This window comes from Rhizobium leguminosarum, from assembly GCF_002953715.1.
Lineage (GTDB): Bacteria > Pseudomonadota > Alphaproteobacteria > Rhizobiales > Rhizobiaceae > Rhizobium > Rhizobium leguminosarum_V.
In genome coordinates, this window is sequence record NZ_CP025012.1 from 2,755,770 (window position 1) to 2,780,574 (window position 24,805).

The 24,805-nt window shown below is 61.8% G+C and carries 23 protein-coding genes, 1 pseudogene and 1 riboswitch; of the genes and pseudogenes, 12 read left to right on the forward strand and 12 right to left on the reverse strand.

What is annotated here, in order from left to right; genetic code table 11:
- The first annotated feature begins 93 nt into the window (after positions 1–93).
- Complete coding sequence (locus CUJ84_RS13970) at positions 94–1,116, forward strand: LLM class flavin-dependent oxidoreductase (protein ID WP_105006665.1); 1,023 nt, start codon at positions 94–96, stop codon at positions 1,114–1,116.
- Between the two features lie 149 nt (positions 1,117–1,265).
- On the opposite strand, the gene CUJ84_RS13975 is transcribed toward CUJ84_RS13970, so the two are convergent.
- Positions 1,266–1,715, reverse strand: a complete 450-nt coding sequence (locus CUJ84_RS13975) for a potassium channel family protein (RefSeq protein ID WP_105006666.1) — start codon at positions 1,713–1,715, stop codon at positions 1,266–1,268.
- Entirely contained in the window at positions 1,712–2,818 is a 1,107-nt protein-coding gene (locus CUJ84_RS13980; protein WP_105006667.1) for an AI-2E family transporter, read from the reverse strand. Before CUJ84_RS13980 ends, CUJ84_RS13975 begins: the two co-directional genes overlap by 4 nt.
- A 180-nt stretch (positions 2,819–2,998) precedes the next feature.
- Here CUJ84_RS13980 and CUJ84_RS38785 point away from each other — a divergent pair.
- A pseudogene (locus CUJ84_RS38785) lies at positions 2,999–3,112 on the forward strand (LLM class flavin-dependent oxidoreductase); the annotation flags it as partial.
- Between the two features lie 45 nt (positions 3,113–3,157).
- On the opposite strand, the gene CUJ84_RS13985 reads toward CUJ84_RS38785, so the two are convergent.
- Positions 3,158–3,982, reverse strand: a complete 825-nt coding sequence (locus CUJ84_RS13985; protein ID WP_105006668.1) for a helix-turn-helix transcriptional regulator — start codon at positions 3,980–3,982, stop codon at positions 3,158–3,160.
- Between the two features lie 97 nt (positions 3,983–4,079).
- Between CUJ84_RS13985 and CUJ84_RS13990 the strand changes: the two genes are divergently transcribed.
- Positions 4,080–5,003: a phytanoyl-CoA dioxygenase family protein gene (locus CUJ84_RS13990; RefSeq protein WP_105006669.1), complete on the forward strand. Its 924-nt coding sequence runs from the start codon at positions 4,080–4,082 to the stop codon at positions 5,001–5,003.
- Positions 5,004–5,198: 195 nt separating this feature from the next.
- Complete coding sequence (locus CUJ84_RS13995; RefSeq protein WP_105006670.1) at positions 5,199–6,134, forward strand: LysR family transcriptional regulator; 936 nt, start codon at positions 5,199–5,201, stop codon at positions 6,132–6,134.
- Here the strand turns inward: CUJ84_RS13995 and CUJ84_RS14000 are convergent.
- From CUJ84_RS14000 to CUJ84_RS14010, 3 genes are all read right to left on the reverse strand, one after another.
- Positions 6,121–7,365 carry an MFS transporter gene (locus CUJ84_RS14000; RefSeq protein WP_105006671.1) on the reverse strand — a complete coding sequence of 415 codons (1,245 nt, stop codon included), beginning with the start codon at positions 7,363–7,365 and terminating at the stop codon, positions 6,121–6,123. The two genes, CUJ84_RS13995 and CUJ84_RS14000, sit on opposite strands and share 14 nt — an antisense overlap.
- The gene (locus tag CUJ84_RS14005; protein WP_105006672.1) at positions 7,362–8,006 is read right to left on the reverse strand and encodes a winged helix-turn-helix domain-containing protein; all 645 of its coding nucleotides are present in this window, start codon (positions 8,004–8,006) and stop codon (positions 7,362–7,364) included. The genes CUJ84_RS14000 and CUJ84_RS14005 overlap by 4 nt, the downstream gene beginning before the upstream one ends.
- Before the next feature lie 72 nt (positions 8,007–8,078).
- Positions 8,079–9,197: an adenylate/guanylate cyclase domain-containing protein gene (locus CUJ84_RS14010; RefSeq protein ID WP_105006673.1), complete on the reverse strand. Its 1,119-nt coding sequence runs from the start codon at positions 9,195–9,197 to the stop codon at positions 8,079–8,081.
- A 284-nt stretch (positions 9,198–9,481) separates the two neighbouring features.
- Between CUJ84_RS14010 and CUJ84_RS14015 the strand changes: the two genes are divergently transcribed.
- On the forward strand, positions 9,482–9,706 hold the full coding sequence (locus CUJ84_RS14015) for a hypothetical protein (RefSeq protein WP_011652655.1): 225 nt from the start codon (positions 9,482–9,484) through the stop codon (positions 9,704–9,706).
- Positions 9,707–9,821: 115 nt separating this feature from the next.
- On the opposite strand, the gene CUJ84_RS14020 is transcribed toward CUJ84_RS14015, so the two are convergent.
- Together CUJ84_RS14020 and CUJ84_RS14025 are read right to left on the reverse strand one after the other, a co-directional pair.
- Positions 9,822–10,130, reverse strand: a complete 309-nt coding sequence (locus tag CUJ84_RS14020; protein ID WP_105008192.1) for a GCG_CRPN prefix-to-repeats domain-containing protein — start codon at positions 10,128–10,130, stop codon at positions 9,822–9,824.
- A gap of 232 nt (positions 10,131–10,362) precedes the next feature.
- Positions 10,363–10,809, reverse strand: coding sequence for an SRPBCC family protein (locus CUJ84_RS14025; protein ID WP_105006674.1), 447 nt, complete (start codon positions 10,807–10,809; stop codon positions 10,363–10,365).
- 242 nt (positions 10,810–11,051) lie between these two features.
- Positions 11,052–11,194: riboswitch (FMN riboswitch) on the forward strand.
- 78 nt (positions 11,195–11,272) lie between these two features.
- Here CUJ84_RS14025 and CUJ84_RS14030 point away from each other — a divergent pair.
- The gene (locus CUJ84_RS14030) at positions 11,273–11,707 is read left to right on the forward strand and encodes a 6,7-dimethyl-8-ribityllumazine synthase (RefSeq protein ID WP_018242719.1); all 435 of its coding nucleotides are present in this window, start codon (positions 11,273–11,275) and stop codon (positions 11,705–11,707) included.
- Between the two features lie 175 nt (positions 11,708–11,882).
- Entirely contained in the window at positions 11,883–12,572 is a 690-nt protein-coding gene (locus CUJ84_RS14035) for a VOC family protein (protein ID WP_105006675.1), read from the forward strand.
- Between the two features lie 142 nt (positions 12,573–12,714).
- On the opposite strand, the gene CUJ84_RS14040 is transcribed toward CUJ84_RS14035, so the two are convergent.
- A complete protein-coding gene (locus CUJ84_RS14040; RefSeq protein ID WP_105006676.1) occupies positions 12,715–13,599 on the reverse strand; it encodes a LysR family transcriptional regulator in 885 nt (294 codons plus the stop codon).
- Positions 13,600–13,721: 122 nt separating this feature from the next.
- On the opposite strand from CUJ84_RS14040, the gene ampC reads away from it, so the two are divergent.
- Complete coding sequence (gene ampC / locus CUJ84_RS14045; RefSeq protein WP_105006677.1) at positions 13,722–14,879, forward strand: class C beta-lactamase; 1,158 nt, start codon at positions 13,722–13,724, stop codon at positions 14,877–14,879.
- A 123-nt stretch (positions 14,880–15,002) separates the two neighbouring features.
- Here ampC and CUJ84_RS14050 read toward each other — a convergent pair whose 3' ends face one another.
- Together CUJ84_RS14050 and CUJ84_RS14055 are read right to left on the reverse strand one after the other, a co-directional pair.
- Positions 15,003–15,779, reverse strand: a complete 777-nt coding sequence (locus CUJ84_RS14050) for a DUF1194 domain-containing protein (protein WP_027683875.1) — start codon at positions 15,777–15,779, stop codon at positions 15,003–15,005.
- A gap of 113 nt (positions 15,780–15,892) precedes the next feature.
- Positions 15,893–16,795 carry a LysR family transcriptional regulator gene (locus CUJ84_RS14055; protein WP_105008193.1) on the reverse strand — a complete coding sequence of 301 codons (903 nt, stop codon included), beginning with the start codon at positions 16,793–16,795 and terminating at the stop codon, positions 15,893–15,895.
- Between the two features lie 192 nt (positions 16,796–16,987).
- Here CUJ84_RS14055 and CUJ84_RS14060 point away from each other — a divergent pair, with 192 nt between their 5' ends.
- Both CUJ84_RS14060 and CUJ84_RS14065 read left to right on the forward strand, forming a co-directional pair.
- Positions 16,988–17,713 (forward strand): SDR family NAD(P)-dependent oxidoreductase, encoded by a 726-nt coding sequence (locus tag CUJ84_RS14060; RefSeq protein WP_105006678.1) that lies wholly within the window; start codon positions 16,988–16,990, stop codon positions 17,711–17,713.
- A complete protein-coding gene (locus CUJ84_RS14065; protein ID WP_105006679.1) occupies positions 17,707–18,195 on the forward strand; it encodes a RidA family protein in 489 nt (162 codons plus the stop codon). The genes CUJ84_RS14060 and CUJ84_RS14065 overlap by 7 nt, the downstream gene beginning before the upstream one ends.
- Before the next feature lie 159 nt (positions 18,196–18,354).
- Here the strand turns inward: CUJ84_RS14065 and CUJ84_RS14070 are convergent, their stop codons facing one another.
- A complete protein-coding gene (locus CUJ84_RS14070) occupies positions 18,355–18,894 on the reverse strand; it encodes a Pycsar system effector family protein (protein ID WP_018482908.1) in 540 nt (179 codons plus the stop codon).
- Positions 18,895–19,022: 128 nt separating this feature from the next.
- Between CUJ84_RS14070 and CUJ84_RS14075 the strand changes: the two genes are divergently transcribed.
- On the forward strand, positions 19,023–22,739 hold the full coding sequence (locus tag CUJ84_RS14075) for a FecR domain-containing protein (RefSeq protein ID WP_105006680.1): 3,717 nt from the start codon (positions 19,023–19,025) through the stop codon (positions 22,737–22,739).
- A complete protein-coding gene (locus CUJ84_RS14080) occupies positions 22,739–24,721 on the forward strand; it encodes an adenylate/guanylate cyclase domain-containing protein (protein WP_105006681.1) in 1,983 nt (660 codons plus the stop codon). Before CUJ84_RS14075 ends, CUJ84_RS14080 begins: the two co-directional genes overlap by 1 nt.
- Positions 24,722–24,805: the final 84 nt, after the last annotated feature.

Sequence of the window (24,805 nt, forward strand, 5' to 3'; positions counted from 1 at the left end):
GCGCGCACCCATCCGGTTACGATTGTCTTCCGGGCCGAAACTGTGCGATGACCGGTCGACCCCAGACACAACGGATCAAGGTGTGGCATCGGTATGAAGAAGATCGGTTTCCTCTCGTTCGGGCACTGGACGCCCTCGCCTCAATCGCAGACGCGCTCGGCCGGCGATGCGCTGCTGCAGTCGATCGACCTTGCGGTGGCGGCCGAGGAGCTCGGCGCAGACGGGGCGTATTTTCGCGTGCATCATTTCGCCCGCCAGCTGGCCGCACCCTTCCCGCTGCTATCAGCGGTCGGCGCTAGAACCAATCGGATCGAGATCGGCACTGCCGTCATCGACATGCGCTACGAAAACCCGCTCTACATGGCCGAGGATGCCGGTGCGGCCGACCTCATTGCCGGCGGCCGCCTGCAGCTCGGCATCAGCCGCGGCTCGCCCGAACAGGTGATCGATGGCTGGCGCCATTTCGGCTATGCCCCACCCGAAGGCCAGAGCGAGGCCGACATGGCCCGCCACCACGCCGAAGTCTTCCTCGAAGTGCTGCGCGGCGAAGGTTTTGCCAAACCGAACCCGCGGCCGATGTTTCCAAACCCGCCCGGCCTCTTGCGCCTCGAGCCGCATTCGGAAGGCCTGCGTGAGCGGATCTGGTGGGGCGCAAGCTCGAATGCCACCGCCGTCTGGGCGGCCAAGCTCGGCATGAACCTGCAGAGCTCGACGCTGAAGGACGATGAGACGGGGGAGCCCTTCCACGTCCAGCAGGCCGACCAGATCCGCGCCTATCGCGAGGCCTGGAAAGAAGCCGGCCACACGCGCCAGCCGCGCGTCTCGGTCAGCCGCAGCATCTTCGCGCTGGTCGACGACCGCGACCGCGCCTATTTCGGTTACGGCAACGACGAGGGCGACAAGATCGGCTTCATCGACGAGAAGACCCGGGCGATCTTCGGTCGCAGCTATGCCGCCGAACCCGATGCCCTGATCAAGCAGCTCACCGAAGACGAGGCGATCGCCGGGGCCGACACGCTGCTGCTCACCGTCCCCAACCAGCTCGGCGTCGAATACAACGCTCATGTCATCGAAGCGATCCTGACCCATGTCGCGCCTGCGATGGGTTGGCGTTAGTGTCCCTTCCCGGCAAGCCGTCTTCGTCGGCAAGGCTCCAGCACTCTAAAGCGCGTCGCGTTCGACCGGATTCATGCGACGCGCTTTAGATCTTTATTTTTATGCATGTCGTTGTCCCAAAACCGCTGCACACTTTTAGGCGACCTGCATTAGGGCTCATGCGCGGTTCGATTTGTCGCTGTCAATTTCCCCGTGGCGTGTTGGATAGCCGAGAAAAACAGGGCCGTCGTGATCCCGAACATCATGAGCCCATTGGCTGCCTGCAGCGGCCCAAGCAGCCGGATACGGCCATCAAGCACCACGTCGCCATAACCAAGCGATGTGAAGGTGACGCCGGAAAAATACATGGCTGTTTCGAAGTCCTCGAAGGCGCCGAGCGCACGATATAACAACGCCCAGAAAACGACCTGGAAGATATTGCCCAGCATGAGCACGATCATCAGAATCGAGAATTGCAGGAAGATCCTTCGCCAGGGCTTTCGGCCGATGGGTTGCGTGCGCGCATGAGCAAAATAACGCGCGGCCAGCACTGAAGCCAGTGCCTGGAGCGCGAGGCATATCGACATCGCAAGCAGGCCGAGACCAATAACTGTGATCATGGGGCCGAACCTTCGATCTGGGGTCCGTCCTCGGCCGGGCGCTGTTGCAGCCATTCCATCAGCAGCACGAAGCCGACGGCCAGCAGCACGGGGCCGACAAATATACCGAGAAGGCCGTCGGCTATCATCCCTCCGATGACACCGACCAGGATGACCGGCATTGGCACGTCCGATCCACGGCCGAACATCAATGGTTTGAGCAAATTGTCGCTCAGCCCGGCGACCAAGGACCATATGGCGAAGATGATTGCCGGTGTTGTCGCTTCCGTGGCAAAAACATAGGCCATGACGGGCAATGTTAGCAGCAGCGGCGGTATCTGCACGACTGCCAAGAGAAACGTGACGAGCGTCAGAGCGCCGGCCGCCGGAACGCCGATGGCGAAGAAGCCAATGCCAACGAGCATCGACTGGATCGCCGCCACGCCGACCACGCCGACCGCCACGCCTCGGATCGTTGTGGCGGTCAGGTGGATGAGCCGGCCCCCCCGCGCCTTGCTGTTGGTGACGAGTTCCAGCAGACTGAGGGCGAATGCCGCAGCACCGCTGGCGTAAGCGACAAGCACGGCGGCGATCGCAATGGAAAGTACGAAGGAAAACCCGCCGGCGGCCAGGCCGCCAGCGAAGGATGCGAGCCACGCAGCAGGCTTGCTCAATATCTGGCCGTATTGGCGGAGCGCCGAAGGTAGGTTGGCGACAGCGAGCAACCAGCCCTCTGAAAACTTTGCTCCGATCACCGGCAGGTCGGCAAGCCACGTTGGAGGCGGCGGAATTGTCAGGCTGTGGTTCTGCAAGCCGGAAACAAGCGAATAAATGGAAGACCCAAGCGATGTGACGACGAGGAACATGGGCACCAGCACGACGGCAACGCCGACCATCCCGATGAGAAATGCCGACCAGCGATTGCCGAGCCGGCCGGACAGGCGCAGATGCAAGGGATGAAGCATAACCGCCAAGATTACCGACCAAAGCAGAATGCCCATGAACGGCAAGATGATCCTGGCACAGACATAGACCAGAAAGGCGACCAGTCCCAGTTGAACCGCCGCATGGATGACGGACGGTCTCGACGGCGCAAGGTCGACATGCGAGGCGCTGGAAGCCATTTTCCCCTCCCGGTCCGGAACCTCCGCGAATGAGCGAAGCCGGACGTTCACGGATCGGACAACGAAACCTTCCACCCGGTATCGGGCCTGCACTTAATGGTGCGGCGAAATTTTTGCCTAAGCGATGAAAGATCCTCTCCAACCCTTCGTCATCATACATGACTTCGTGAACACAGGATACGCCGGCCGCGCGTCTCGGTCTGCCGCAGCATCTTCGCGCCGTTCGACGAAGGCGACCGCGCCCATTTCGCCTGCGGCAACGACGATGGCGACAAGATCGGCTTCATCGATGAGACATTCCCCGGCGCTCGGCTGGCGCTGACGCCAGCTGCCGGACTCTCAAACCCGCGGATGCCTCGCGCGGAATTCGCGAGGACTGCAGCCTTCGCGTTCGTGAAAGACACGCGAAAAATAAAACGGATCATCCAGGCCGATCATGGCGGCCACCGTTTCGATCTTTTCGTCGGTGGTTGCCAATAGGTGTTTGGCATGGTCCATGCGCGCCCGAAGCTGAAATGCCTTGGGAGGCAATCCGGTTTCGAGCGTGAACCGCCTGCGCAGCGTGGCCGGCGACATCCCGTGCTCGGCGGCAAAGGCTGCGAGGTCCAACGGTTGCATCGCCCGCCGCCGTAGCGTTTCCACTATGCCGGCCATGTCGGGCCTGTCCTGGTGTCGATCGGCCGCGCCGCTTGCCTGTCTGGCGGCTGATATGACGATATGATGCAGCATCAATGCCGCCGATGCCTGTCCGAGATTGGTATCGTCCAGCAGATCGGCATGAAGCTTGCCGAAAAGCCGCACCACCTCATCGAGATGATGCAAGGCGACGACGGGATGTCGCTCCGAGATGATCCTCAGCCTCACGAAGTCCCGCATGAAAGATCCTTCGAAAAGTGCCCAGCGCTCGTCCCAGCCGCCCGCGTCGGGGCCATAGGAATGCACGCGGTTCGGAAACAGCCAGAATAGTGCAGGTCCGGTCAGGCTCAGGCGGCCGCTGGCGGCGGTTTCCAGCCAGCCCTGCCCGCGCTCTACCAGAACGACGGCGAAACTCGGTAGTTTCCGCTCCGTCACCACGCGGCGGGCCTGCTGCCTGCCGCTGCCGGTGACAGCAAGTCCGCCGGCAGCGGCAAGCGGCGTTCTATAGATGGCTTCGGTGTCTCTCATGATGAGCGAAAAGTCCAGTTATGAATTTTCCCTATGTCGGTTGGCCCGCCGGATCAGGTAATTGATGACAAGCCAACTCAAGCGACGGAGGAGTGAAATGTCAATTGCTGCGGAGGTCATGCAGGTCAGAAAGCCGGAATTTTCCCTTGCCGCCCATGGCAAAACCTTGCCCGTGGAGCGGATGGGCTGGCTCACGCCGACCGATCCCGCCATCGGCGTCGACGCCATCCGCCGCCGCTACCAGGACGATGGTTATGTCTGGCTGAAAGGTCTTCTGCCGCGGGCCGATGTCATCGATTTCCGTCGCTGGGTCTTCGAACATCTCGCCGAAACCGGACTGGTCGAGCCCGGCAGCGATTTTTCTCTGGGCATCGCGTCTACCGGTGGCTTCGACAGGAGCCTGGCGGACCGGCGCCTGATGTCGCTCGTCCGCTCAGCCGCCTATGAAGGCTTCTGTGCGCAACCGCCGCTCGCCCGCTTCATGGACGATTTCCTGCAGGGCATCTCCTATCTGCACAAGCGCAAGCTCATGCGTTTCGTCCAGCCGGGATCGCCGACGGCCACGCCCGCCCACTATGATCTCGTCTATCTCCGCGGCGGCACCAGCCGCCTGGTGACGGCCTGGATTCCAATCGGCGACATCCCCACTGAGATGGGCGGCCTGGTTTACCTCGAAGGATCGCACGCGCTAGGCGTCAAAATGGAAGCCGAGTTCCAGGCCACGAGTGGCGATCTTTCTCCGGAAGAGCGGATCAATGCCTATAACAGCCACATGGCGGAAGGCGGCTGGGTCTCGAAGGATCTCCCTGATATGGCCGAGCGCTTCGACACCCGCTGGCTCGCGGCCGATTATGAGGCCGGTGACGTGGTGCTCCACTCGCCCTACATGATCCACGCCTCGACCACCAATCAGGACCGCAGCCGGCGGCTGCGCCTCTCCACCGACATAAGATATCAGAATGTCGACGACGAGATCGACGTCCGATGGAACAACCACTGGAGCCTCGGCGACATGCTGTAGCCCGGCTTTCCAGCGCCCATCTTTGACCTGCGATCCGGTACGATGGCTGTTATCGCAGGTTGATTGGCGAAGGGACGTCTACATAAAAGCGAAGCGTGGGGACCTTACTGCCCCGATGGGCGTTGATGGTCCGGGCCTTGAACGATCCCATGACTGCCCGACTTATTGACGTAGCCAAACCTCTCGAGTTGCCTCATGCCGCGTACGAACCTGAACGATATCCTGATCTTCATGGCCGTCGTCGATGCGGGGAGCTTTATCGCCGGCGGCCAGGCCATGGGCCTGTCCCGTTCGGCGGCAGGCAAGGCGGTCATCCGCCTGGAAGACCGGCTCGGCGCGCGCCTGCTCAACCGCACGACGAGGACGCTGAGCCTGACCGACGAAGGCCGGATGTTCTACGAGCGCGGGCTGCAGATCCTTGCATCGGTCGACGAGGCGGAGGCGAGCGTGGCAGGGCAGAACAGCACGCCGCGAGGCGTTCTCAGGCTCACTGTTCCCGATGCCTTCGGGCGGCTCGTCATGCTGCCCCTGCTTGAAAAATATCTTCGGGCCTGGCCCGACATCCAGGTCGAAGTGAGCTTCACCGATCGCCCGATCGACATCGACAAGGAAGGCTTCGACCTGGCGATCCGGATCAGCGCGACGACGACGTTGGATACCCGCCTGGTCTCGCGCGTCATCGCCAGCTACAAGGCGCGGCTCTGCGCCTCGCCGTCGTACCTTGCCGAGCGCGGCGAGCCGGGCGATATCGACGATATCGCGGCCCACGACTGCCTGATCTTTGCCAGCCGCAATCAAAGGCAGGGCTGGCGCTTTCGCGGTGAAGGCGGTCCCTGGGTCAAAGCGCAAGGGCGCAGCCGTCTGAGGCTCGACAGCCTAGAGGCGATCCGCGACGCCGCCCTGGCGGGACTGGGGATTGCCCTCCTTCCCGATTTTCTCGTCGCCGACGATCTCGTCGCCGGGCGCCTCCGGCAGGTCCTGCCCGGCCTCGAAACTGACGACGCAAAGATCGTCGCTCTCTATCCCGACAAGCGCCTGCTGGACCCACGTGTCCGCCGCTTCATCGATCTGATGGTCGAGGAGCTTGGGGACCAGGGCCAGGCACGCAACCGCGACGCTAGCTCTGGGTGATAGGCTTGTCGAAGCCGCGGAAGCTCTTCAGCGCCAGGGGAAAGAGGGTTGCGGCGAGATAGGCGAGCCCAGTGAGCGAGAGCGCCGCGGCGAGGCCGATCATGCTGATCAGGGCGCCGCCGACGAAGCCGCCGAAGGGGATGAGCGCGAAGCAGAGGGCGGCGTTCATCGCGGTGACGCGGCCGGTCAGCGGCTTGGGGATGCGCTCGAAGATCACCGCCGACAGGATCGGGTTGAGGAAGCCCGAGGCAAATCCTGCGATTGCCAGGGTGAGGAAGATGAGGGGGAGTGGCGCATCCAGCGCAATAACGAGAAAGCGCGGAAATCCGGTCAGCAGGAAGGCCACGGTATAAACCATCAGACGCGGCATCCGCTCGCCGATCGCAGCGGCAATCGCAGCGCCTGCGATCGAGGCGCCGGTGAAGGCCGAAAACATCGCCCCCAGCAATTCCGGGCCATGGCCTGAGCTCTGCGTCCAGACGGGCAGCAGTACCGCGTGATAGGCCTGGTCCAGCAGGTTGGTGGTCGCCACCATGATGACGATGCTGACGAGCACCGCATCGCCGCGCAGAAAGCGCCAGCCTTCCCTGAGGTCGCCGAGATAGGAGGACATCCCGCCCGGCCGGGCCTCGGGCATGCCGAGCGGCTCGGGGACGCGCCGCAATCCGGGGATGCCTACTCCCACAATCAGCGCAGCAGCGGCGAAAGTGACGGCGTTGACGACCAGCGCCTGGCCCGAGCCGATCAGGCCGATCAGCGCGCCGGCACCGGCCGCACCCGCCGTCGAGGCCAGCCGCTCGATGGCGCCAACGAGGCCGGTCACCCGCTCGAGCGGCACGGCCGCCAATTCGGCAATATCAGGCACCATCGCCTGTTTGGCAGCATCGGATGGACCGCGCAGCACACCCATGGCAAAGACGACAGGCAGCAGCAGCGGCATATCAAGCAGGCCGAGCCAATCGAGGAGCGGCACCAGCATCACCACGGCCACCGAGGCGGTGTCGCAGACGACAGCGATGCGTTTCGGGCCGACGCAGTCGATCAACGGGCCACTGAGCGCCTTGGCGGCGACATAGGGCAGCATCTCCATCATCGCGGTCAGCCCGGTTAAAACGGGGCTGCCCGTCGTGCTCAGCACCAACCAGGGAATAGCGATGGTCGACAGCCGCGTGCCGGAAAGCGAAAGCGTCTCGGCCGCGGCAAGCGCCAGGAATGGCCCACCCTTCCTCATGATCCATCATCCCCCTCGCGATGCGGGAGCCGGCCCGGATAGGGAAAGGCGTGCAGCATGATCGAGAAGGGAACCATATCCGGGGGTGTCAGCTCCCCCAAAGGCGGAGCCACCCGCATCGCTTCGAGAATGATATCGGTCAGCCGCCTGGTCAGGGCTTCGGCCTGTTCCGCCGTCATCGGGATGATGATGTCGCTGGCCGTACTCGCCTTGCGCCATTCCGCCGGCAGCTCGGCATATTCCTCCAGCGCCTGCTGCATCTGGCCGACCTGTAGGGAGAGTATCGCCTGGTTGAAGGCGAGATCGAGATCCAGCGCTTCGCCCTCAACCTCGCTTGCCGGCACCGAGGTGAGCTCGTGGCTGGCGCGCCACCAGCGGTCGCGCCGCGAAGCATGCGGCGCTTCCTCGATGAAGCCGTACTGGGCGAGCTGACGCAGATGATAACTGGTCGCGCCGCTATTCAGCCCGAGCCGCGCCGCAAGCTGCGTCGCCGTGGCGGGTCCATCGACCCGCAGCATGCCGAGCATGCGCAGCCGAACAGGATGCGTCAGCGCCTTCAGCGCGGTGGGATCGGGCACGACGCGGTTGACAGTGCGGGGTGCGGTGGCGGACCGAGCAGGCTGCGGGCGCGGATTTTTCATGCCGCAAACCTACTATTGCAAAGATATCTTTGCAAATCTTTCTTTGCATAAATGCAGGCGCCCTGCGGCTGCTCAGTCCCCCGGCAGGGTGAAGACCGCGCAAGGGTCGGCGATGCCGCGCAAGGTGTGCTCTCCGAGCGGCATCAGGGTCGCCGCGGTATTCGCCGCCACCGCGCCCGAGATTAGCACGCTTCGGCCGAGCGGCTTACACAGCCCTTCCAGCCGGCTGACCAGATTGACGGCGGAGCCGATGGCGGTAAAGTCCAGCCGGTCGGCAGCGCCGATATTGCCCCACAGGATCTCGCCGAAATGCAATGCTGCGCCGAAGGGCAGCGGTGCCAGCCCCTGCGCCTGGCGCACCTGATCGAGATGGGCCATGCCGGCGCGGCTGGCGGCGACCGCGCGCAGCGCGGCCTCGCAGGCCTCGCGATCCCCTCGGGCTGCGTCGCCCTCGCTCGACGTAGCCGTGACCGGAAAGATCGCAAGCACGCCGTCGCCGATGAACTTCAGCACCTCGCCCCCGAAGGCATGCACGGCGCCTGCGACACGGTCGAACCAGGCATCCAGTGCGGTGATCATCAGGTGAGGCTCGGTCACTTCGGAGAGCGCGGTGAAGTCGCGCAGATCGGCGCAGAGAAGGGCTGCGCGGATGGTCTCGCCGGTGCCGCGGGCAAGCGCGCCGGCCTGCACCCGGGCAGCGCTGCGCCGGCCGAGATAGGCTTCAAGCAGCGCGGCCCGCGCCTCCCGCGCCGCCAAGGCGGCAAGCGGGGCTGCGGAAAAACGCGCGACTTCGTGCAGCAGGCCAGCCTCGGCCGGGCCGAATGCGCTGCCCCCTGCCCCGTTTGCAACCCCTGCCCAGCCGAGCAGCGGGCTGTCCAATGCCTGATTATCCCCCGCAGGCCCGATCCTGGCCTCCCATACCGGCCCGAGCCCGGCCAGCCACTCGCGCCCAGCCTCGCTCTGCGGCGCCGCGGCAAAGGCCAAAGCCTCGATGACAGCACCAGTCTCGGCCCGCCACAGCCAGGTGCGCCGCGCGATGATTGGATGCGGCACCGAAAGTGTCAGCGCGCCGCCGGAAATCGGCAGGCCATCCGCCAGCAGCCGGCGCCCGAGCTCGGCGAGAAACCGTTCGGGACCAGACGAGGCGCCGGCCTCGTCAACCAGCCAGGCAAGGGGGGATGGCAGATCCATAGCTTAACATCGCACGCTCGCCGGGGCGGCCGCAAGGACATCCCCGGAATGACCGCTTGCGGTCATTCCGGGTTCGACAAGCCGATATCCCGCCTGTCCTCACGGACATCCCGCGGGTGTCCGTGAGGACATTCCCATCGACTCAACCTGCCCCCCCAAAAAGGACGTCCACTCCCTGTCGAAAAACCATTCGCAGTGGTGGAAAACAGAAAATAAACACTTTAAACTTGCGCGACTTTAATTCCATTATAGGGCCGTTCGTCATCGTGTGATTGAGGGGTACGATGGGCACGATATTCTGGCCGAAAGATCCGCTGGATGGGAATGACATGACGCTGCTGACGTCGATCCTTCGGCGATGGTGCGAAAGGTATCAGGTCGAGCTGACGGCGGAGGAGAGCAGCCGCAAGGCGAAAGAACTCGTCGAATGGTTCGAATTCGGCGTCAAGGATCCCGTCGAGCTCGAGGAATTGATCGACGACAAGCACTGGCTGGTCAGCAGGATCTGATCCTCTCGGGGAAATCGGGAAAACGCTGGCTGTCGGCGTCGGCGAAGCTGTTTCATGAGAAAAGGCCGGGCGAAAATCGCTCCGGCCTTCGTCCATCTACATCTAAGCGAGACCTTTAGTCATCATCCCGCCAACGCCGGTCGCGATCCCAGCGCCTCTCATGGCGCCAGCGCGGGCCATCCCAATCCCGGTGACGCCGCTCCCAGCCCCAGCGGGGCGGACCACCGTAGAAAGCTACCGGCGGCGGGCGTCTCCAGTTTCGCCGGCATTCACCCCAGCGCGTCAGATGCCATCCGCGACCGCAGGCGTAGTCGACCTTGGTGACATTGCTCTGAACAGTGATTGTCCCCATCGGCATCGCCTCAGCTGTGCCGATCGAGAGGCCGCCAACGAGCAAGGCGGCCGCGATAGAAAGTGCTTTCATCGAGAACTCCATTTTCAATCCAGCCGTCCCCACTTTATGGCCGCTAAATTGAACTGGAGATGAACTGCGTGTTCATGTTTGATGCCAGAGCATGGCGCCGAAAAGCATGAGCCGTTTTCGGACGACATCATGCTCTAACTCGTTAATTTAGAACAGGATTCAGATTTTAGGCCGACTCGACATAAAATCATCCTGTTCTGTCAGCACGCAATCTCGAAGGCGGAAAAGCCGGCTACGTCCTGCCGTAAAAAGGGTCGGGACCTGGATTGCGCCCGGCGGCGACTTCGGTCAGCCGCCCGAGGTAATGCGCCCAGCCTTCCGCATGGCCGGCGCATTGATCGGCGCTGGGCAGGCCGCTATGGGTGAGCCGCAGCAGCGTTCCGCCGCCCTGCTCGATCAGGTCGATCTCGACCAGGCTCGACCCCGGCGGCACCACTTCGCTGCCGTCCCAGCCGAAGCTGTAGGCAAGGCGGTGAACCGGAACCACCTCACGAAACGAGCCGCGCGCAAAGCGGGCGCCGGTGACGTTGACGAGATAGAGCCCGCCGGGTTGCGGCTCGACCTGCGCTTCCGTTCCCATCCAGCGCAGGATCTTCTCCGGATCGGTCATCAGCGCAAACACCGCAGCCGGCGGCGCGGCGATATGCGTCTCGCGGTGCACGACGAAAGATTCTGGCATCACTCTCTCCCATGGTTGCCACGGCCCCGCGCAGGCGGAGACAGCGCGTCCTGTCTTGTCGTGGCATTCTGACCTGGATGTCCTCACAGAGAGCATGTAGGCGCAAGCCCCTCCTCCGCAAGAGGGATTGCCCATTGGCATCGGCGAACGAGCGAAATCGCCGCTTGCGGAGCCCTGATCCAGCCCCGGCCGCGAAAGCATTTCGACCTATTGCCAGCCCGTCACCTTCCCCCTATTGTTCGCGCCGTTCTCAGGGCGGGGTGAAAGTCCCTACCGGCGGTATGCAATTTTGATTGCCAGCCCGCGAGCGCCTTCTCAGGAAGGGTCAGCAGATCAGGTGAGATGCCTGAGCCGACGGTCATAGTCCGGATGAAAGAGAACGTGCGTTCCTGCCGCCCTTGCGGCTGTCGGGAACGTTCGTGATCGCCTTGGGTGATGTGTCTGTTCGCCAAAGGAGATTACCGTGACACCCACCCGCTACGCCTTCGTCAAAGCCAGCTGGCACGCCGACATCGTCGACCGCGCCCTTGATGGCTTCTACCAGCTCGTTCCGCCCGAGCAGGTCGACGTGTTCGATGTTCCCGGCGCATTCGAGATGCCGCTGCTTTCCCGCGATCTTGCGGCAACCGGGCGTTACGGCGCCGTCATTGCCGCGGCCTTCGTCGTCGACGGCGGAATCTACCGCCACGAATTCGTCGCCCAGGCCGTTGTCGATGGGCTGATGCGCGCCGGCATGGATACGGGCGTGCCGGTACTGTCGGTGTCACTGACGCCGCATCAGTATCAGGAAACCGAGCACCACAAGCAGATCTACCGCGCGCACTTCGTCGAGAAAGGCCGTGAAGCGGCAAAAGCGGCTCTGACGATCGGGAAAACGCGCGCCGCTCTTGCCGCGTAGTCAGCGGTTCGACGAACAGAAGACGGCGGGAACAGTCCCGCCGCTTCGATACAAATCCGCTACACGGGCCAAATCAGACAGAATAATTGATTCGACGGCCTCCCCGCGCTGTGGTCCACTGGCCACTGACATGTATCGCCATTCTTAACGCATCCAAAACCCCAAGGAGCTGAAGATGAGCAATGCAATGCGCAGTGAACCCCCAATTGAAAATTCGAGAACACGGCCCGTCGACACCAAGCTCGAGGTGGTCGTCATCCCCGTTTCCGACGTCGACCGCGCCAAACGTTTTTACGACGGCCTGGGCTGGCGGCTCGACGCCGACTTCGCCAATGATGCCGATTTCCGTGTAATCCAGTTTACCCCGCCCGGCTCCGGCTGCGCGATCATCTTCGGCAAGAACGTCACCGCAGCAGCCCCCGGTTCCGCCCAGGGGCTCTACCTGATCGTCTCCGACATCGAGGCCGCCCGCCGCGATCTTATCGCCCGCGGCATCGAGGTCAGCGAAGTGTTCCATGACGCTGCCGGCGTCTATGCCGGCAAGGACGAACCCTATCTGTTCGGGCGACTGCGGATCGCTGGCCGCGATCCCGATCACCGCAGCTATCGCTCCTTCGCCTCATTCAAGGATCCCGACGGCAACGGCTGGCTGTTCCAGGAAGTCACCACGCGGCTGCCGGGGCGCATCGACGCCGACGAGACCAAATTCACGACGTCGACCGAGCTTGCGTCAGCACTGCGCCGTGCGGCAACCGCCCACGGTGAACACGAGAAGCGAAACGGCGGCAAGCACGACGAGGGCTGGCCGGACTGGTACGCCGAATACATGGTCAGCGAACAGGCCGGCAAGCAGCTGCCCTTATAGGTAAAGGCGGCGACATCCTCTGAGAACCAAGGCGTTTCCGTATGGCGCGCCATACCGAAACGCCTCCTCGTGTCTCTGCCTCACCAATCTCACCGATCTCCTTGCCGACGTCAGGTCGAGGACCGGGATCCGCCAGACGCGGTTATTGAGATGTGGAAGACATCTGCGACCTTATCCAATCGGAAAATGCGAGCATGGCTGCTGTTGGCGGCCTTGATTGAAGTCGGGTCAACCAATAGCTCCCCAATGATATGGTCGTGGGAAAAGGCTGTCTTATAGCCCCTGATGACAGATGCCTGGCAAACATTGACGGTGGCGCCAGAGCGATTCCCAGTCCCTGCAGAGCCGCCTCCATCATGGCGACGGAAGAGTCGAAAACGATACCTGCGTTGACCTGCGTCGCCGGAGGAACATCCGCTGCCTCGAACCAGGTACTCCACTCGTCCGCCCTGTAGCTCCGCAAAAGCGTCGCCTCGACCAGGTCAGCAGGCGATCTTAAACGATCCGCCAGTTTGGGGATGCACAGAGGTGAAAGCGGAGCGTCGAACAGACGCAGCGCTTCTGTGCCATGCCAGGAGCCGCTGCCGAAGCGAATGGCAAAGTCCAGTCCCTCAGCGGCCATGTCGACGCGATTGTTGTTTGTCGAAATGCGCACATCGATGAACGGATGCTGCTGTTGAAAATCTAAAAGCCTTGGCAACAACCAGCCGACAGCAAACGTTCCAACCACGCCCAAAAACAGCAATTCCCGAACCTGCCCGGCTTCAATCCTGTCCAGCGTGACCGCCATTTGATCGAAGGAATTGGTCAAGGTCGGCAAAAGAGCTTCGCCTTCCGCGGTGATTTTCAAGCCTCTCGGGAGGCGCTGGAAAAGGGCAACCCCCAATCGCTTCTCCAGGCTTTTCACCTGCTGGCTTACAGCGGCCTGGGTAACGCAAAGCTCGATCGCGGCGCGGGTGAAGCTGAGATGTCTCGCCGAAGCCTCGAAGGCCCGCAAACCATTCAAAGGGAGGAATTGCCGAACCATCTTAGCCCTAGATTTTCTTTTATCTCCTCCGAGATATCATCGTTTGCGGCCGCAAAACAGTGCCATTAAATGCCGTCCTCATGCGCTCCAGCGCTGACTAAGCTGCTTCTAGAGGATCAAAAATGAAGCGTGATTGGATAGGAATTTTATCGGCGGCCCTGGTCGCGACATGCATCTCCACAAATGGCTTTGCGGCTGACGAGCTGAAACTGAAAGCCATCTCGGACAGCGCGATCAAACCGGCCATGGATAAATACGGCATCCCGGGCATGGCCGTTGCTATCACCGTTGACGGAGAGGATCACATCTTCAACTACGGCACCGTGTCGAAGGACACCGACAAGCCCGTCACTGCGGCCACCATGTTCGAACTCGGGTCAATCAGCAAAACGTTTACAGTGACCCTCACATCCTATGCTGAGGTGACCGGCCGACTTTCGCTGTCGGATAAGGCAAGCAAATATCTTCCATCGATGAAGGGAAAGCCGTTCGGCGATGTCACGCTGATGAATTTGGGCACGCACACGGCTGGCGGATTTCCGCTGCAAGTTCCCGATGACGTCAAAACCGAAAAACAACTGATCGACTATTTTGAAGCCTGGCGTCCTTCACACGAGGCTGGAACTCATCGAACTTACGCCAATCCAGGCATTGGGATGCTTGGCTATATAACGGCGAAAAGCATGGGAGATGGTTTCGTTGCCTTGATGGAAGGCAAATTGTTTCCCTCCCTTGGATTGAAAAGCACGTTTATTGATGTGCCGAAATCGCGGATGGCCGACTATGCCCAAGGCTACAAGCGAAGCGGTGAGCCGGCTCGCATGACACCTGCCATTCTTTCGTCCGAGGCCTATGGAGTGAAATCCACAGCAAGCGACATGATCCGGTTCATCGACGCGAACATGGGTCTGATCGAGCTGAACGAGAAGCTCCAGCAGGCGATCACGAATACGCACAGGGAATACTTCGATGTCGGCGCAATGACCCAAGACCTTATTTGGGAGCAGTATTCCTATCCCGCGACGCTGACGACGTTGATGGAAAACAATTCCAGCGCGATGCTGAAGACCATTCCCGTCAAGCAACTGACGCCCGCAATGGAACCCCGCGACGACGTATGGATCAATAAAACCGGCTCAACGAATGGTTTCGGCGCATATGTCGCGTTCATCCCGAAAGAGCGAGTTGGCATCGTCATCTTGGCCAATAAAAACTATCCCAACGAGGATCGCGTCTCTGCCGCTTACCAAATACTGACTGATATAACTTCGGCGCGCTGACCCGGTAGAGCATGATGCCGAAAAGTGTGCGCGGTTTTCGGACGACATCGTGCTCTAACTATGTAATTCAGAACAGGATTGAGATTTTAGGCCGACCCGGCCTAAAATCATCCTGTTCTGGCATCAGCGGTCGAAGATGTCTCGCCACTGCTTCTCACCGATCAGGCAGTCAGTGCCCGCCTCAGCGCCGGCGATCTTCTGCACCATCGCCGGCTGGGAAAGGTCGCTGATCTCCAGCACCAGCTTGCGGCGCACGGCAACGGCGAAATCCTCGATCTTGCGGACCGGCAGCACGAAGGCGCCGGGACCGCCGATCACGCAATCCGCATAATATTTGTCGAGCCCGTTGGGCGCATCGGAGGGCCGCAGCATGATGGCGAGGCCGTTGATGATCATGCCTGCTTCCACCGCCTTGTCGCGGGCGGGGGTGACGGGATCGCCGGAATTGTTCGGCCCATCGCCGGAGACATCGATCACCTGCCGCCTGGACTGAAAGGGACTGGAAACGATCATGCTGGCGCCCTGGGCGATCGCGGTGGAGATCGATGTGCGCCGTTGCGTGGCAATCGGTCGGGCTTCGAGCTTGTCGGCAAAAGCGATCGCATCCCCTTCGGTCTCGATCACCTGCCAGTCGATCACGGAATCCTGGACGACATAGCCTGCCCATTCGAAATAGCTGATGGCGATGCGGCCGGTCAGCCCGCCCTTCACCGCGTCGATGAATTCCTTGTGCTTGAGCGCCTCGACATAACCTTCGCGCTGGATGCCGATCTCCTCGAAATCCATTGACCGCGAGGTGTCGACGGCAAGCACGAGGGTCACGTCGACCTCGCTTCCGCCCGCCTGCGCGGCCGGGGTAATACCTGTAAGCCCCATAAGCACCGCAAGTGTCGTCAGCATTGGCCATCCAATCCCTGCGCCATCCAAGCCAGCAAACTCTAACACAGCTTGGCCGACGCAGGATGCTCGCCCGCGCGCACGGCTTCAATTTTCGGTGATGGATTGGAAGGCCTTCAATGCAAGCGAAGCCACAAGGGGGTCTTCCATGCCTTCAGCGCATCGAGAAAGACCTGTAATCGGGAAGGCAGGAAGCGGCGCGTGGGATAGACGGCGTGCACGAAAATTTCCTCGGACGACCAGTCCGGCAGCAGGCGGATGAGTTCGCCTCTTCTGATCTGTTCGTCGCAATAGGTCGAAGGCAGCAGGCCGATGCCGTGTCCACGATAGGTGAAGGCGCTCACCGCATCGAAATCCCGGCTCGATACCGGCCCCGACACATGCAGGCGAACCGTTTTGCGCCCGCTCACCAGATGCCATTCCGCTTCGCCGTTGCGGCCGTTCAAGAGAACGCACTGATGATCCTTCAGGTCTTCGGGCTTCAACGGAAGCACCCTGCCCTTCAGGTAGTCCGGTGCGGCGACCAGATAGCGCACGCTCTTGCCGAGCCGCTGCGCGACGATGGTCGAATCCTTGAGATCGCCGAAGCGGATGCCGAGATCGATGTTCTCCGCGATCAGATCGAGGAACAGGTTGGTGACGAAGAGATCGACCTGGATCTTCGGATAAGTCTTCAGGAAGGCCGAGACGAATTCGTAGAAGACTTCCTGCCCGAAGATGACGGGCACGGAAATCTTCAGCAGACCTTCCGGCTTTCTCTGTGTCTCGCTGAGCATCTGTTCAGCATCGAGGAGATGGGCGAGCGGCTCGCTGCACCTGTTGCAAAAGGCCAGGCCCTGCGCGGTCAGGCTCAGCTTGCGGGTCGTCCGCTGCAGCAGCGTCACGCCCAGTTGCTCCTCCAGCGACGTCACCTTCCGGCTGACGGTCGATACCGGCATGCCGAGGGAATGGGCAGCGCGGCTGAAGCTGCCGTACTGCGCCACCTTTACGAAAACGGCGATGTCGTTCAGATCAGCCATGCGGGATTTTTGCATGCATGCAAAAGAGAATCCAGATATTTCCATCTAATCGGGTAATGGAGTTTTCGCCATATTCACCTTGCGAAAACAAGACAATCCGATGGAGGCGCATTCGCAGCAGCCCCATCTCGAGCGACCCAGCCTTCGCAAATGCAAGGCCCGCGTTGCCCGAACCAGTGTATGGAGATCAGCATGACTACGAAAAAAACAGTCATCGTCACGGGCGCCTCGCAGGGTATCGGAGCCGGCCTCGTCAACGCCTTCATCGAGCGCGGCTATAATGTCGTCGCCACCTCGCGGCAGGTCAGCGCTTCGAACGCTTTCCAAGCCTCCGACAGGCTGGCGCTCGTCGACGGTGACATTGGCGATGCCGAAACCGCAGCGTGGGTGGCAAGGACCGCAATCGACCGGTTCGGCTCGATCGACGGCCTCGTCAACAATGCCGGCATTTTCTTGGCCAAGCCGTTCGTCGATTTCACCATGGACGACTTCAAAAAGTTGTCCTCGACCAATCTCGAGGGCTTCATCCACCTGACCCAACTGGTCGTCGGACAGATGCTCACACAGAAAACCGGCGGCAGCGTCGTCAGCATCACCACGCCATTGACCGATCATCCGATCGCCGGTTTCTCCGCTTCGGTGTCGATGATGACAAAGGGCGGTATCAACGCCATCTCCAAGAACCTGGCGATGGAATATGCGAACGAAGGAATTCGCTTCAATATTGTAGCTCCCGGTGTGGTGGACACGCCGCTGCACAAGGACAATCCGAAAGATTTCTTGAAGACGCTGTCGCCGATGGCAGGCATATCAAACGTCGAGGAGATCGCCGACGCAGTCGTCTTCCTCACCGAAGCGCCGCGCGTAACCGGGGAGGTGCTGCACGTCGACGGCGGCGCACATCTGGGCAGATGGTAGACCATGCGAAAGCGCAGGCAGCCGGCACGGAACGACGGCTGCAGGAACTCGGCATTACGCTTCCCCCGCCGCCGACACCCTTCGGGGCATATGTCGAAGCGATAAGGACCGGCAACCTGGTCTTCTTCAGCGGGATGCTGCCGGTCGTCGGCCATGAGCCGCGCTATATCGGCCGCGTCGGCGGTGCTCTGACGGCCGAAGACGGCAGGAAGGCGGCCGAAACGGCAACGCTGAGCGCGCTCGCAGCCGCCAGGGACTATCTCGGTTCACTGGACAGGGTCGTCAGGGTCGTCAAGCTCGGCGTCTATATTGCGACCGAAGGCGATTTCCGCGACCATCCGAAGGTTGCGGACGGAGCATCTGAAATGCTGCTTGCGGTCTTCGGCGAGGAAAAGCTCTCAGGCCGCGTCGTGCTCGGCGTAGCCAGCCTGCCCCTCGGCCTGCCGATCGAACTTGAGCTGGTCCTCGAAGTCGAGGATTGAAAGTAGCAGGGCGCGCTTCGGCCCGCCCTGCTCACCGCCCCTGCATTCTTGGCTTCGCTTGCGCTCAGCGCATTCGCGGCTTTGCCGCTCACCCCCTCATCTGCGACGGACGCCTTGAGCGGCAAGCGAAAGGCAAATGAGGGTGTTAACAACCCACCCTCACACCGCCACCAACAGCAGCACGTAAGCGATCACACTCACCATCAGCCCGCGGAACGCGAAGGTAACGCAGCGATATTTGTTGCGGGCGATGGTGGAGAGGATGTTGGCGTTTTCGAGATATTGGTCGAAGAGATAGCGCTCGTCGCGCCTGAGTGCCGCCTCGAAGAACATGTCGCGATGGCCGGGCCAGGCGCCCCAGAACAGCGAGGTCGAGCTGTCCAAACGGCGCGGCAGCACGACGAGAATGGCCGACAGGATGGAAAAGACCGAAGCTGCGGCAAGCAGGCCCGAGAACAACATGCCACCCGGCGTCCCGCCGATATAACGTGCCGGGCTGAAAACCGCCCTAACCTCGCTTGAACTCACCAGGAAGGCGAGCATAAAAGTAAAGATATAGGCGGCCTTTTGATCGGAAATCTTGATCTGATCATAAAATATGTCATTGATTTTCTTGATATGGTCGAAATACTCGACACCAACATCCATGCTCGACGGCTTGCTCAGCATGATCTCAGTTGCACTTTCGAAGTCGCTCACGTGATTACTCCACCCTCAAGTGTTTCCCTGATATTACACTTGGATAGGAAAGCAAGAACACGTGTGCAGCGCGCTTGACTTTTCTTTTCTACACGGACAAAGGGGAAGCGGGGTATGGGGTTGAAGTCATGCGGGGGCATTCCAAACACATCTTTCGCGCAGGGGTGGCGCTGGCGCTTGCTCTGCCTGCTTTCGGGCCGCCGGCAATGGCCGATCCCGTGCAGCGCGCGACCCCGGTCGCCGGATCCGTCATCGCCCGCAAGACCGGCGAGGAAGTCCGCTTTATCGACGTGTCGAACTGGCGCGTCGTTGATATCCATCAGGATCTCCTGACCGGCGACGTGCTGCGCACCAACGCCAATGGCCAGCTCGCCATCGTCTTTTCCGACCACACCCAGGTCCGCCTCGGCCGCAATTCCTCGCTGCAGGTCAAGAAGATGGCCGCGAGCGGCGACACGACGCTGGAACTGCAATCAGGAACGATCTGGGCGCGCGCCGAGCGCGGCGGCCAGGGCCTGACGGTGGAGACGCCGGCGGCGGCGGCCGCCATCCGCGGCACCGACTGGACCATGACGGTCGAAGGCAACAAGACCTCGATGATCGTGCTCGAAGGCCGCGTGGCGCTCACCAACCCGCAGGGCAGCGTCGAGGTGAACGAGGGCGAAGGGGCGGTCGCCACGATCGGCCAAGCGCCGAGCAAGATCATCAGCGTCAATCCCGATGACCGCCAACAGATGCTCTTCTATCTGGACCTGCGCGACGGCTTCGACTTGATGCCGACTTCGCCTTTGCGGGCCGACCGGATGGCGACCGAACGTCGCCGCCTGCTGGCGCTGCTGCCGGAGCGCCGCACCAACGAAGATTGGCTTGAACTTGCCGAAGTGCAGAGCGCCTTCGATGGCCGCCAGGCTGCAGCCGCAACGCTGAAGAATATCCGCGGCCGCAAACTGACAGCAGCCCAGCAAGCGCGCGTCGACCTGATCGACGCCACCATCGCCGGCTCGGAAAAGCGTTATGGCGATGCCGCCAGGCTCTTCCAGAAGGCCCTGCCGCATCTCGACCCGACACGCCGCAATTTGGCGCAATATGGCGGCTATTTCGCCCGTTCGCTGGCCGATCCCGCCCATGCCGAACCGCCGCCGGCTAACACCACCGGCCCCTATGGCGCGATCATGGAAGCCTATACGACAGGCTTCCTGAAAAACCCGCGCGCAGCGCTCGAGATCATAAAGAAAGCGGAACAGCGCTATCCCGATGATCCGACCCTGCCGGCGGTCCGCGCCCAGTTGGCGGAACTCACCGACGACCGTGAGCAGATGAAGGAAGCGATAGAACGCTCACTGGCGCTCGACCCCGACCATCCGATGGCGCTCTCCGCCCGCGCCGGCTACAAGGCAACCTATGAAAGCGATATCAACGGCGCTCTCGCGGACCTGAACCGCGCCATCGCGCTTGCCCCCGGCGCATCAGGCACGCTGAATTCGCTCGGCCTGCTGCAGAGTTCGCGCAATGCCAATGGCGAAGCGGAAGAGGCCTTCAAGAAGGCAATCGAGCTCGATCCGCAGGACCCGCTGCTGCACGCGAACCTGGCGATCCTCTATCTCGACCAAGCGCGCATGAAGGAGGCCAAGCGCGAAATCGACACCGCGATCGCGCTCGATCCGTCTTTCGATCTCGCCCTGCTTGCCCGCGGCCGCTACTACCTGCAGTCCGGCGAGCGCGACAAGGCGCTGGCAGACCTGCTCGCCGCCAGCACCGCCAATCCCGCGCATTCGCAATCACAGTTCATGCTTGCCGCCGCCCATTACGAAAAGGGCGACCGGCTTCCGTCCGAGCAGGCGCTCGACAACGCCAACCGTCTCGACGATGACGATCCGGTCATCTCGTCCTTCCGCACCGCGATCGATATCGACGACTACGATGCGGATGGCGCGATCCGCAACGCGCAGGAATTCCTGCGCCGCTCGCGCGCCCGCGGCGGCGATTACAGCGGCCTCGGCGCCAATGCGAGTGCCGGTTCGACACTGAACGACGCCTTCCGCCTGCAGGGATTGGATGCCTGGGGCCGCTATTACGGCGATGCCGTCTTCGATCCTTTCAACGGCACCGGTTATATCGATCAGTCGATCAAGGGCAGCATCTTTCCTTTCGTCAACGCGACCAGCTTCAGCGACGACAATATCATCCAAAACCGCGGCAACGCGTCGAGCTACTCATCCTTCATCCAGGGCCTGTTGCTTTCGCCGCACATGCTTTCCGGCCGCTCGCGCTCGGTAACCCTGTTCGATGTGCCCTTCATCGAAGGCTCGCTCGGCGGCGGCATCAACAGCGTCGACGGCCACACGAGGCGCATCGGCGAAGCCGATATCCAAGGCTATTCGAACGAGACCATTCCGATCAGCTTCTATGGCAACCTGACCTGGGAAGAGCTGGCGCTCGACCGCGATTATCGGGATTTCGGCGGTGTCCAGACGGATAACAAGCTGCTGAGCGCCAACGGTTATCTGACGGCAACGGTCACGCCTGATGATCGCGTGGTAGCCTTCGTCAACCACGGCAAGAATGACGGAACTCTAAACGCGTTATCGTCAAACACCGGCTTCATGGAACTCGTGTTCCGTGTGCCTGTCCCGCTGCCTCTCTACACAACAGAGGAGACGGTACGAGAAAGCACATATGCCGGCATCGGCTGGAGCCACACGTTTGCCTATGAAAACGTGTTGAATGGAGCACTGCTTTATTCAGGAAGCAAATCGAATACGAGCAGCGTGCTTGATGTCGACCTGGACCCAGTGTTTATCGGCAGAGGGGTTCCCTTTATCATACCCTTTACCAACGTCACTCAGAAGACCGAATCCCAAACCTACATCGGCGCGTTGAGCCATTCCATAGGTGCCGGACCGTTGACATTTCGCTACGGCATCGAAGGCGGCTGGATGGATGCCAACAGCACCGTCGATGCGACACTCCTGGGCTTGACAGCTCCTCCCGATCGTACCGAGAACACCATCGATATCGGCCGCGGCTATCTCGATGTGCTGCATGAGATCACGCCGGACCTCAAGGGCGAATACGCCTTGTTCGCCACGCGCCTGGAGGGCGACGGCATCGATATCAGCCGGCTGGAGCCGCGCTTCGGCCTCGCCTGGGCGCCGGTTCAAAACCACTGGCTGCGTGCTGCCTTCATGCGTCAGAGCTTTGATATTGGAATTCCGACCCTTGCCCCCATCGGCGTCCTCGGGCTTCAGGCCAACCAGTTTTCCGCCAATCCGCAGGGCTACACGGATACGGTCGCGCTGCAGTGGGATGCCGAATGGACCGACCGCTTCTTCACCTCCGTCGAGTATCAGCACCAGGAACTGCATGATTTCTCGATCGATTTTCCGCTGATCTCGCTTCCCTCAGACACCAGCCTGCCGATCTCGCGCGGCAGCATCGATCGCGCTGCCGTCACGGCAAACGTCGTGCTCGGCCATGGCTTCGGCCTTTCGGCTACCTATGCCTATATGGATTCGGAAAACAGGGATCCGCTCGAGCCGATCTATGGCGGCCCTCTTCCCTTCATACCGCAGAATTCCGGACAGATTGCGCTGACCTGGGTCAACGAAGCCAAGGTCAAGGCGACGGTCGCCGCCAACTATATCGGCGAGCGCGACGGCAATCGGTTTGGCACCAAGCTCGACGATTACTGGAGCCTTGACGCCCACCTGGTCTGGGAACCGTTCGACAAGCGCATCGAGCTGGAGGCGGCCGCCTATAACCTGCTCGACGAGGACTTCGAGATCACCCCCGGTGTTCCCGGCTGGGGCCGCGCCTTCAAGGGCACGCTCAAAGTCCGCTTCTGATGCGGGCGCAGAAAAAGCCTCGGCAGCTCAGACCGGCCGGCGGACAGGCCGAAAGCCGCCGCCTCCGTCTGCTGGTGCTGTCGCTTACCGTCCTGGTCGCCATCTCGCTCCTGTCGCGCCTGCCTGCCTGGTCGCTGCTGGAGCTCAGAAGCTTCGACTATCTCTCGACCATCGATGATCCCCGTCCGCCACCCGGCGGACCCGTCATCGTCGCGATCGACGAACCCTCGCTTGCCGACATCAATGCGCAATGGCCCTGGCCGCGCAGCCTTCACGCCCAACTCGTCACTCAGCTGCGCGCCGCCGGCGCCAGCGTCATCGGCCTCGACATCATCCTGGCCGAACCCTCGACCCCGGAGAACGACAACGAGATCACCGGCGCCGTAGGCCCGGATGTCGTCCTGGCCGGCGACGAGACGTTGATCGAGACGCCGCAGGCCTCGCAACTGATCCGTGCGACACCGCTGCCGCAGCTGACCGAAGCAGGTGCCGTGACTGGCATCGCCTCCGTCGAACTCAGCGGCGACGGCACCTTCCGGCGCATTCCGGGCTATGAGGACGGCTTTGCCGCCATGCTGGCCAAGGTCGCCGGCGTGGCCCCCGAGACTCTGCCCGCTGGCCGGCTCATCCAGTCCTTCGGCCCGGCCCGCAGCTATCCCACCGTCTCCTACTACCAGGCGCTCGACCCGCAGAACCTGCTGCCGCCGGATTATTTCAAGGACCGTGTCGTGCTCGTCGGCCTCAGCCTGCAGAATGCGCCGGCGATCGACAAGGGTGGCGTCGATGCCTTTGCGACGCCCTACACCGTTCATACCGGCAAGCTCGTCTCCGGCGTCGAGATCCAGGCGACGATCTACGACAATATCCGCAGCGGCCTGTCGATCGCGGAAGCCCGGCTGCCGACGGTCGCTGCCTGCATCCTGATATCGGTGCTGCTGGCCGCCACCACCGTCTGGCGCTCGACGGGATGGCTGACGATCGTGACGAGCGCGGCGGCGCTGCTCGCCTTCGCCGCCGTCAGTGCCGCCGGTATGCGGCTAGCCCATATCTTCGTCTCGCCGCTTGGCCCGACGGTCGCCTATATCTCTGTCGTCTTCGGCCAGGCCGCCTTCGATTTTGCCGAGGAGCGCCGCAACAAGCGCCAAATCACCCGCGCCTTTGCCCAATATATCTCGCCCGATCTCGTCAGGCGCCTGTCGAGCGATCCCTCGCAGCTGAAGCTCGGCGGCGAGCGGCGCACCCTCTCAGTGCTTTTCTCAGACGTACGCGGCTTCACCACCATCGCCGAGACGCTGAAGGACGACCCAGAGCAGCTGACCGGCCTGATCAACCGGCTGCTGACGCCGCTTTCCGACGTGGTGATGGACCATGGCGGGACGATCGACAAATATATGGGCGATTGCATCATGGCCTTCTGGAACGCGCCGCTCGACGATCCCGATCATGCCCTGCACGCCGTCAAAGCCTCGCTTGCCATGCAGGCGGCGATATCGAGCCTTAACCGCGAGCTCGAGCAAGAGGCGGCAGCGCGCGGCGGCAGGCCACATGTGTTGAAGATGGGCGTCGGCATCAACACCGGCGAATGCATCGTCGGCAATATGGGCTCGACCCGCCGCTTTGACTATTCCTGCCTCGGCGACAGCGTCAACCTCGCCTCCCGCCTCGAAGGCGCCTCGAAGAATTATGGCGTGGCGCTGCTGCTCGGCGAGGAGACCGCAAGGCTGGTCGCCGGCACCTACATCGTGGTCGAACTCGACCGCATCATCGTCAAGGGCCGCACCGCGCCCTCGCCGGTCTATACCGTCGTGCACAAGGCCGAAGCCGAAGCCCTCGCCGCCCACCAGTCCTTTATCGAAGCCAAATATGCCGGCACGCTGACGCGGCTCGACCTCGCCTTCAACAGGCTGGCGGCCGAGATCCCCGAACTTGCCCTCTACTACGCCATCGTCCTCGATGCCCTGGCTGCCGACGGCCAGGAATGACGGTCATCGGCTTTCTGCCTGCCCAAAACGGCCACTGATGTAGGCCTTTAGGAAACTATGGCCACTCAACTTCCGTGAGAGAAT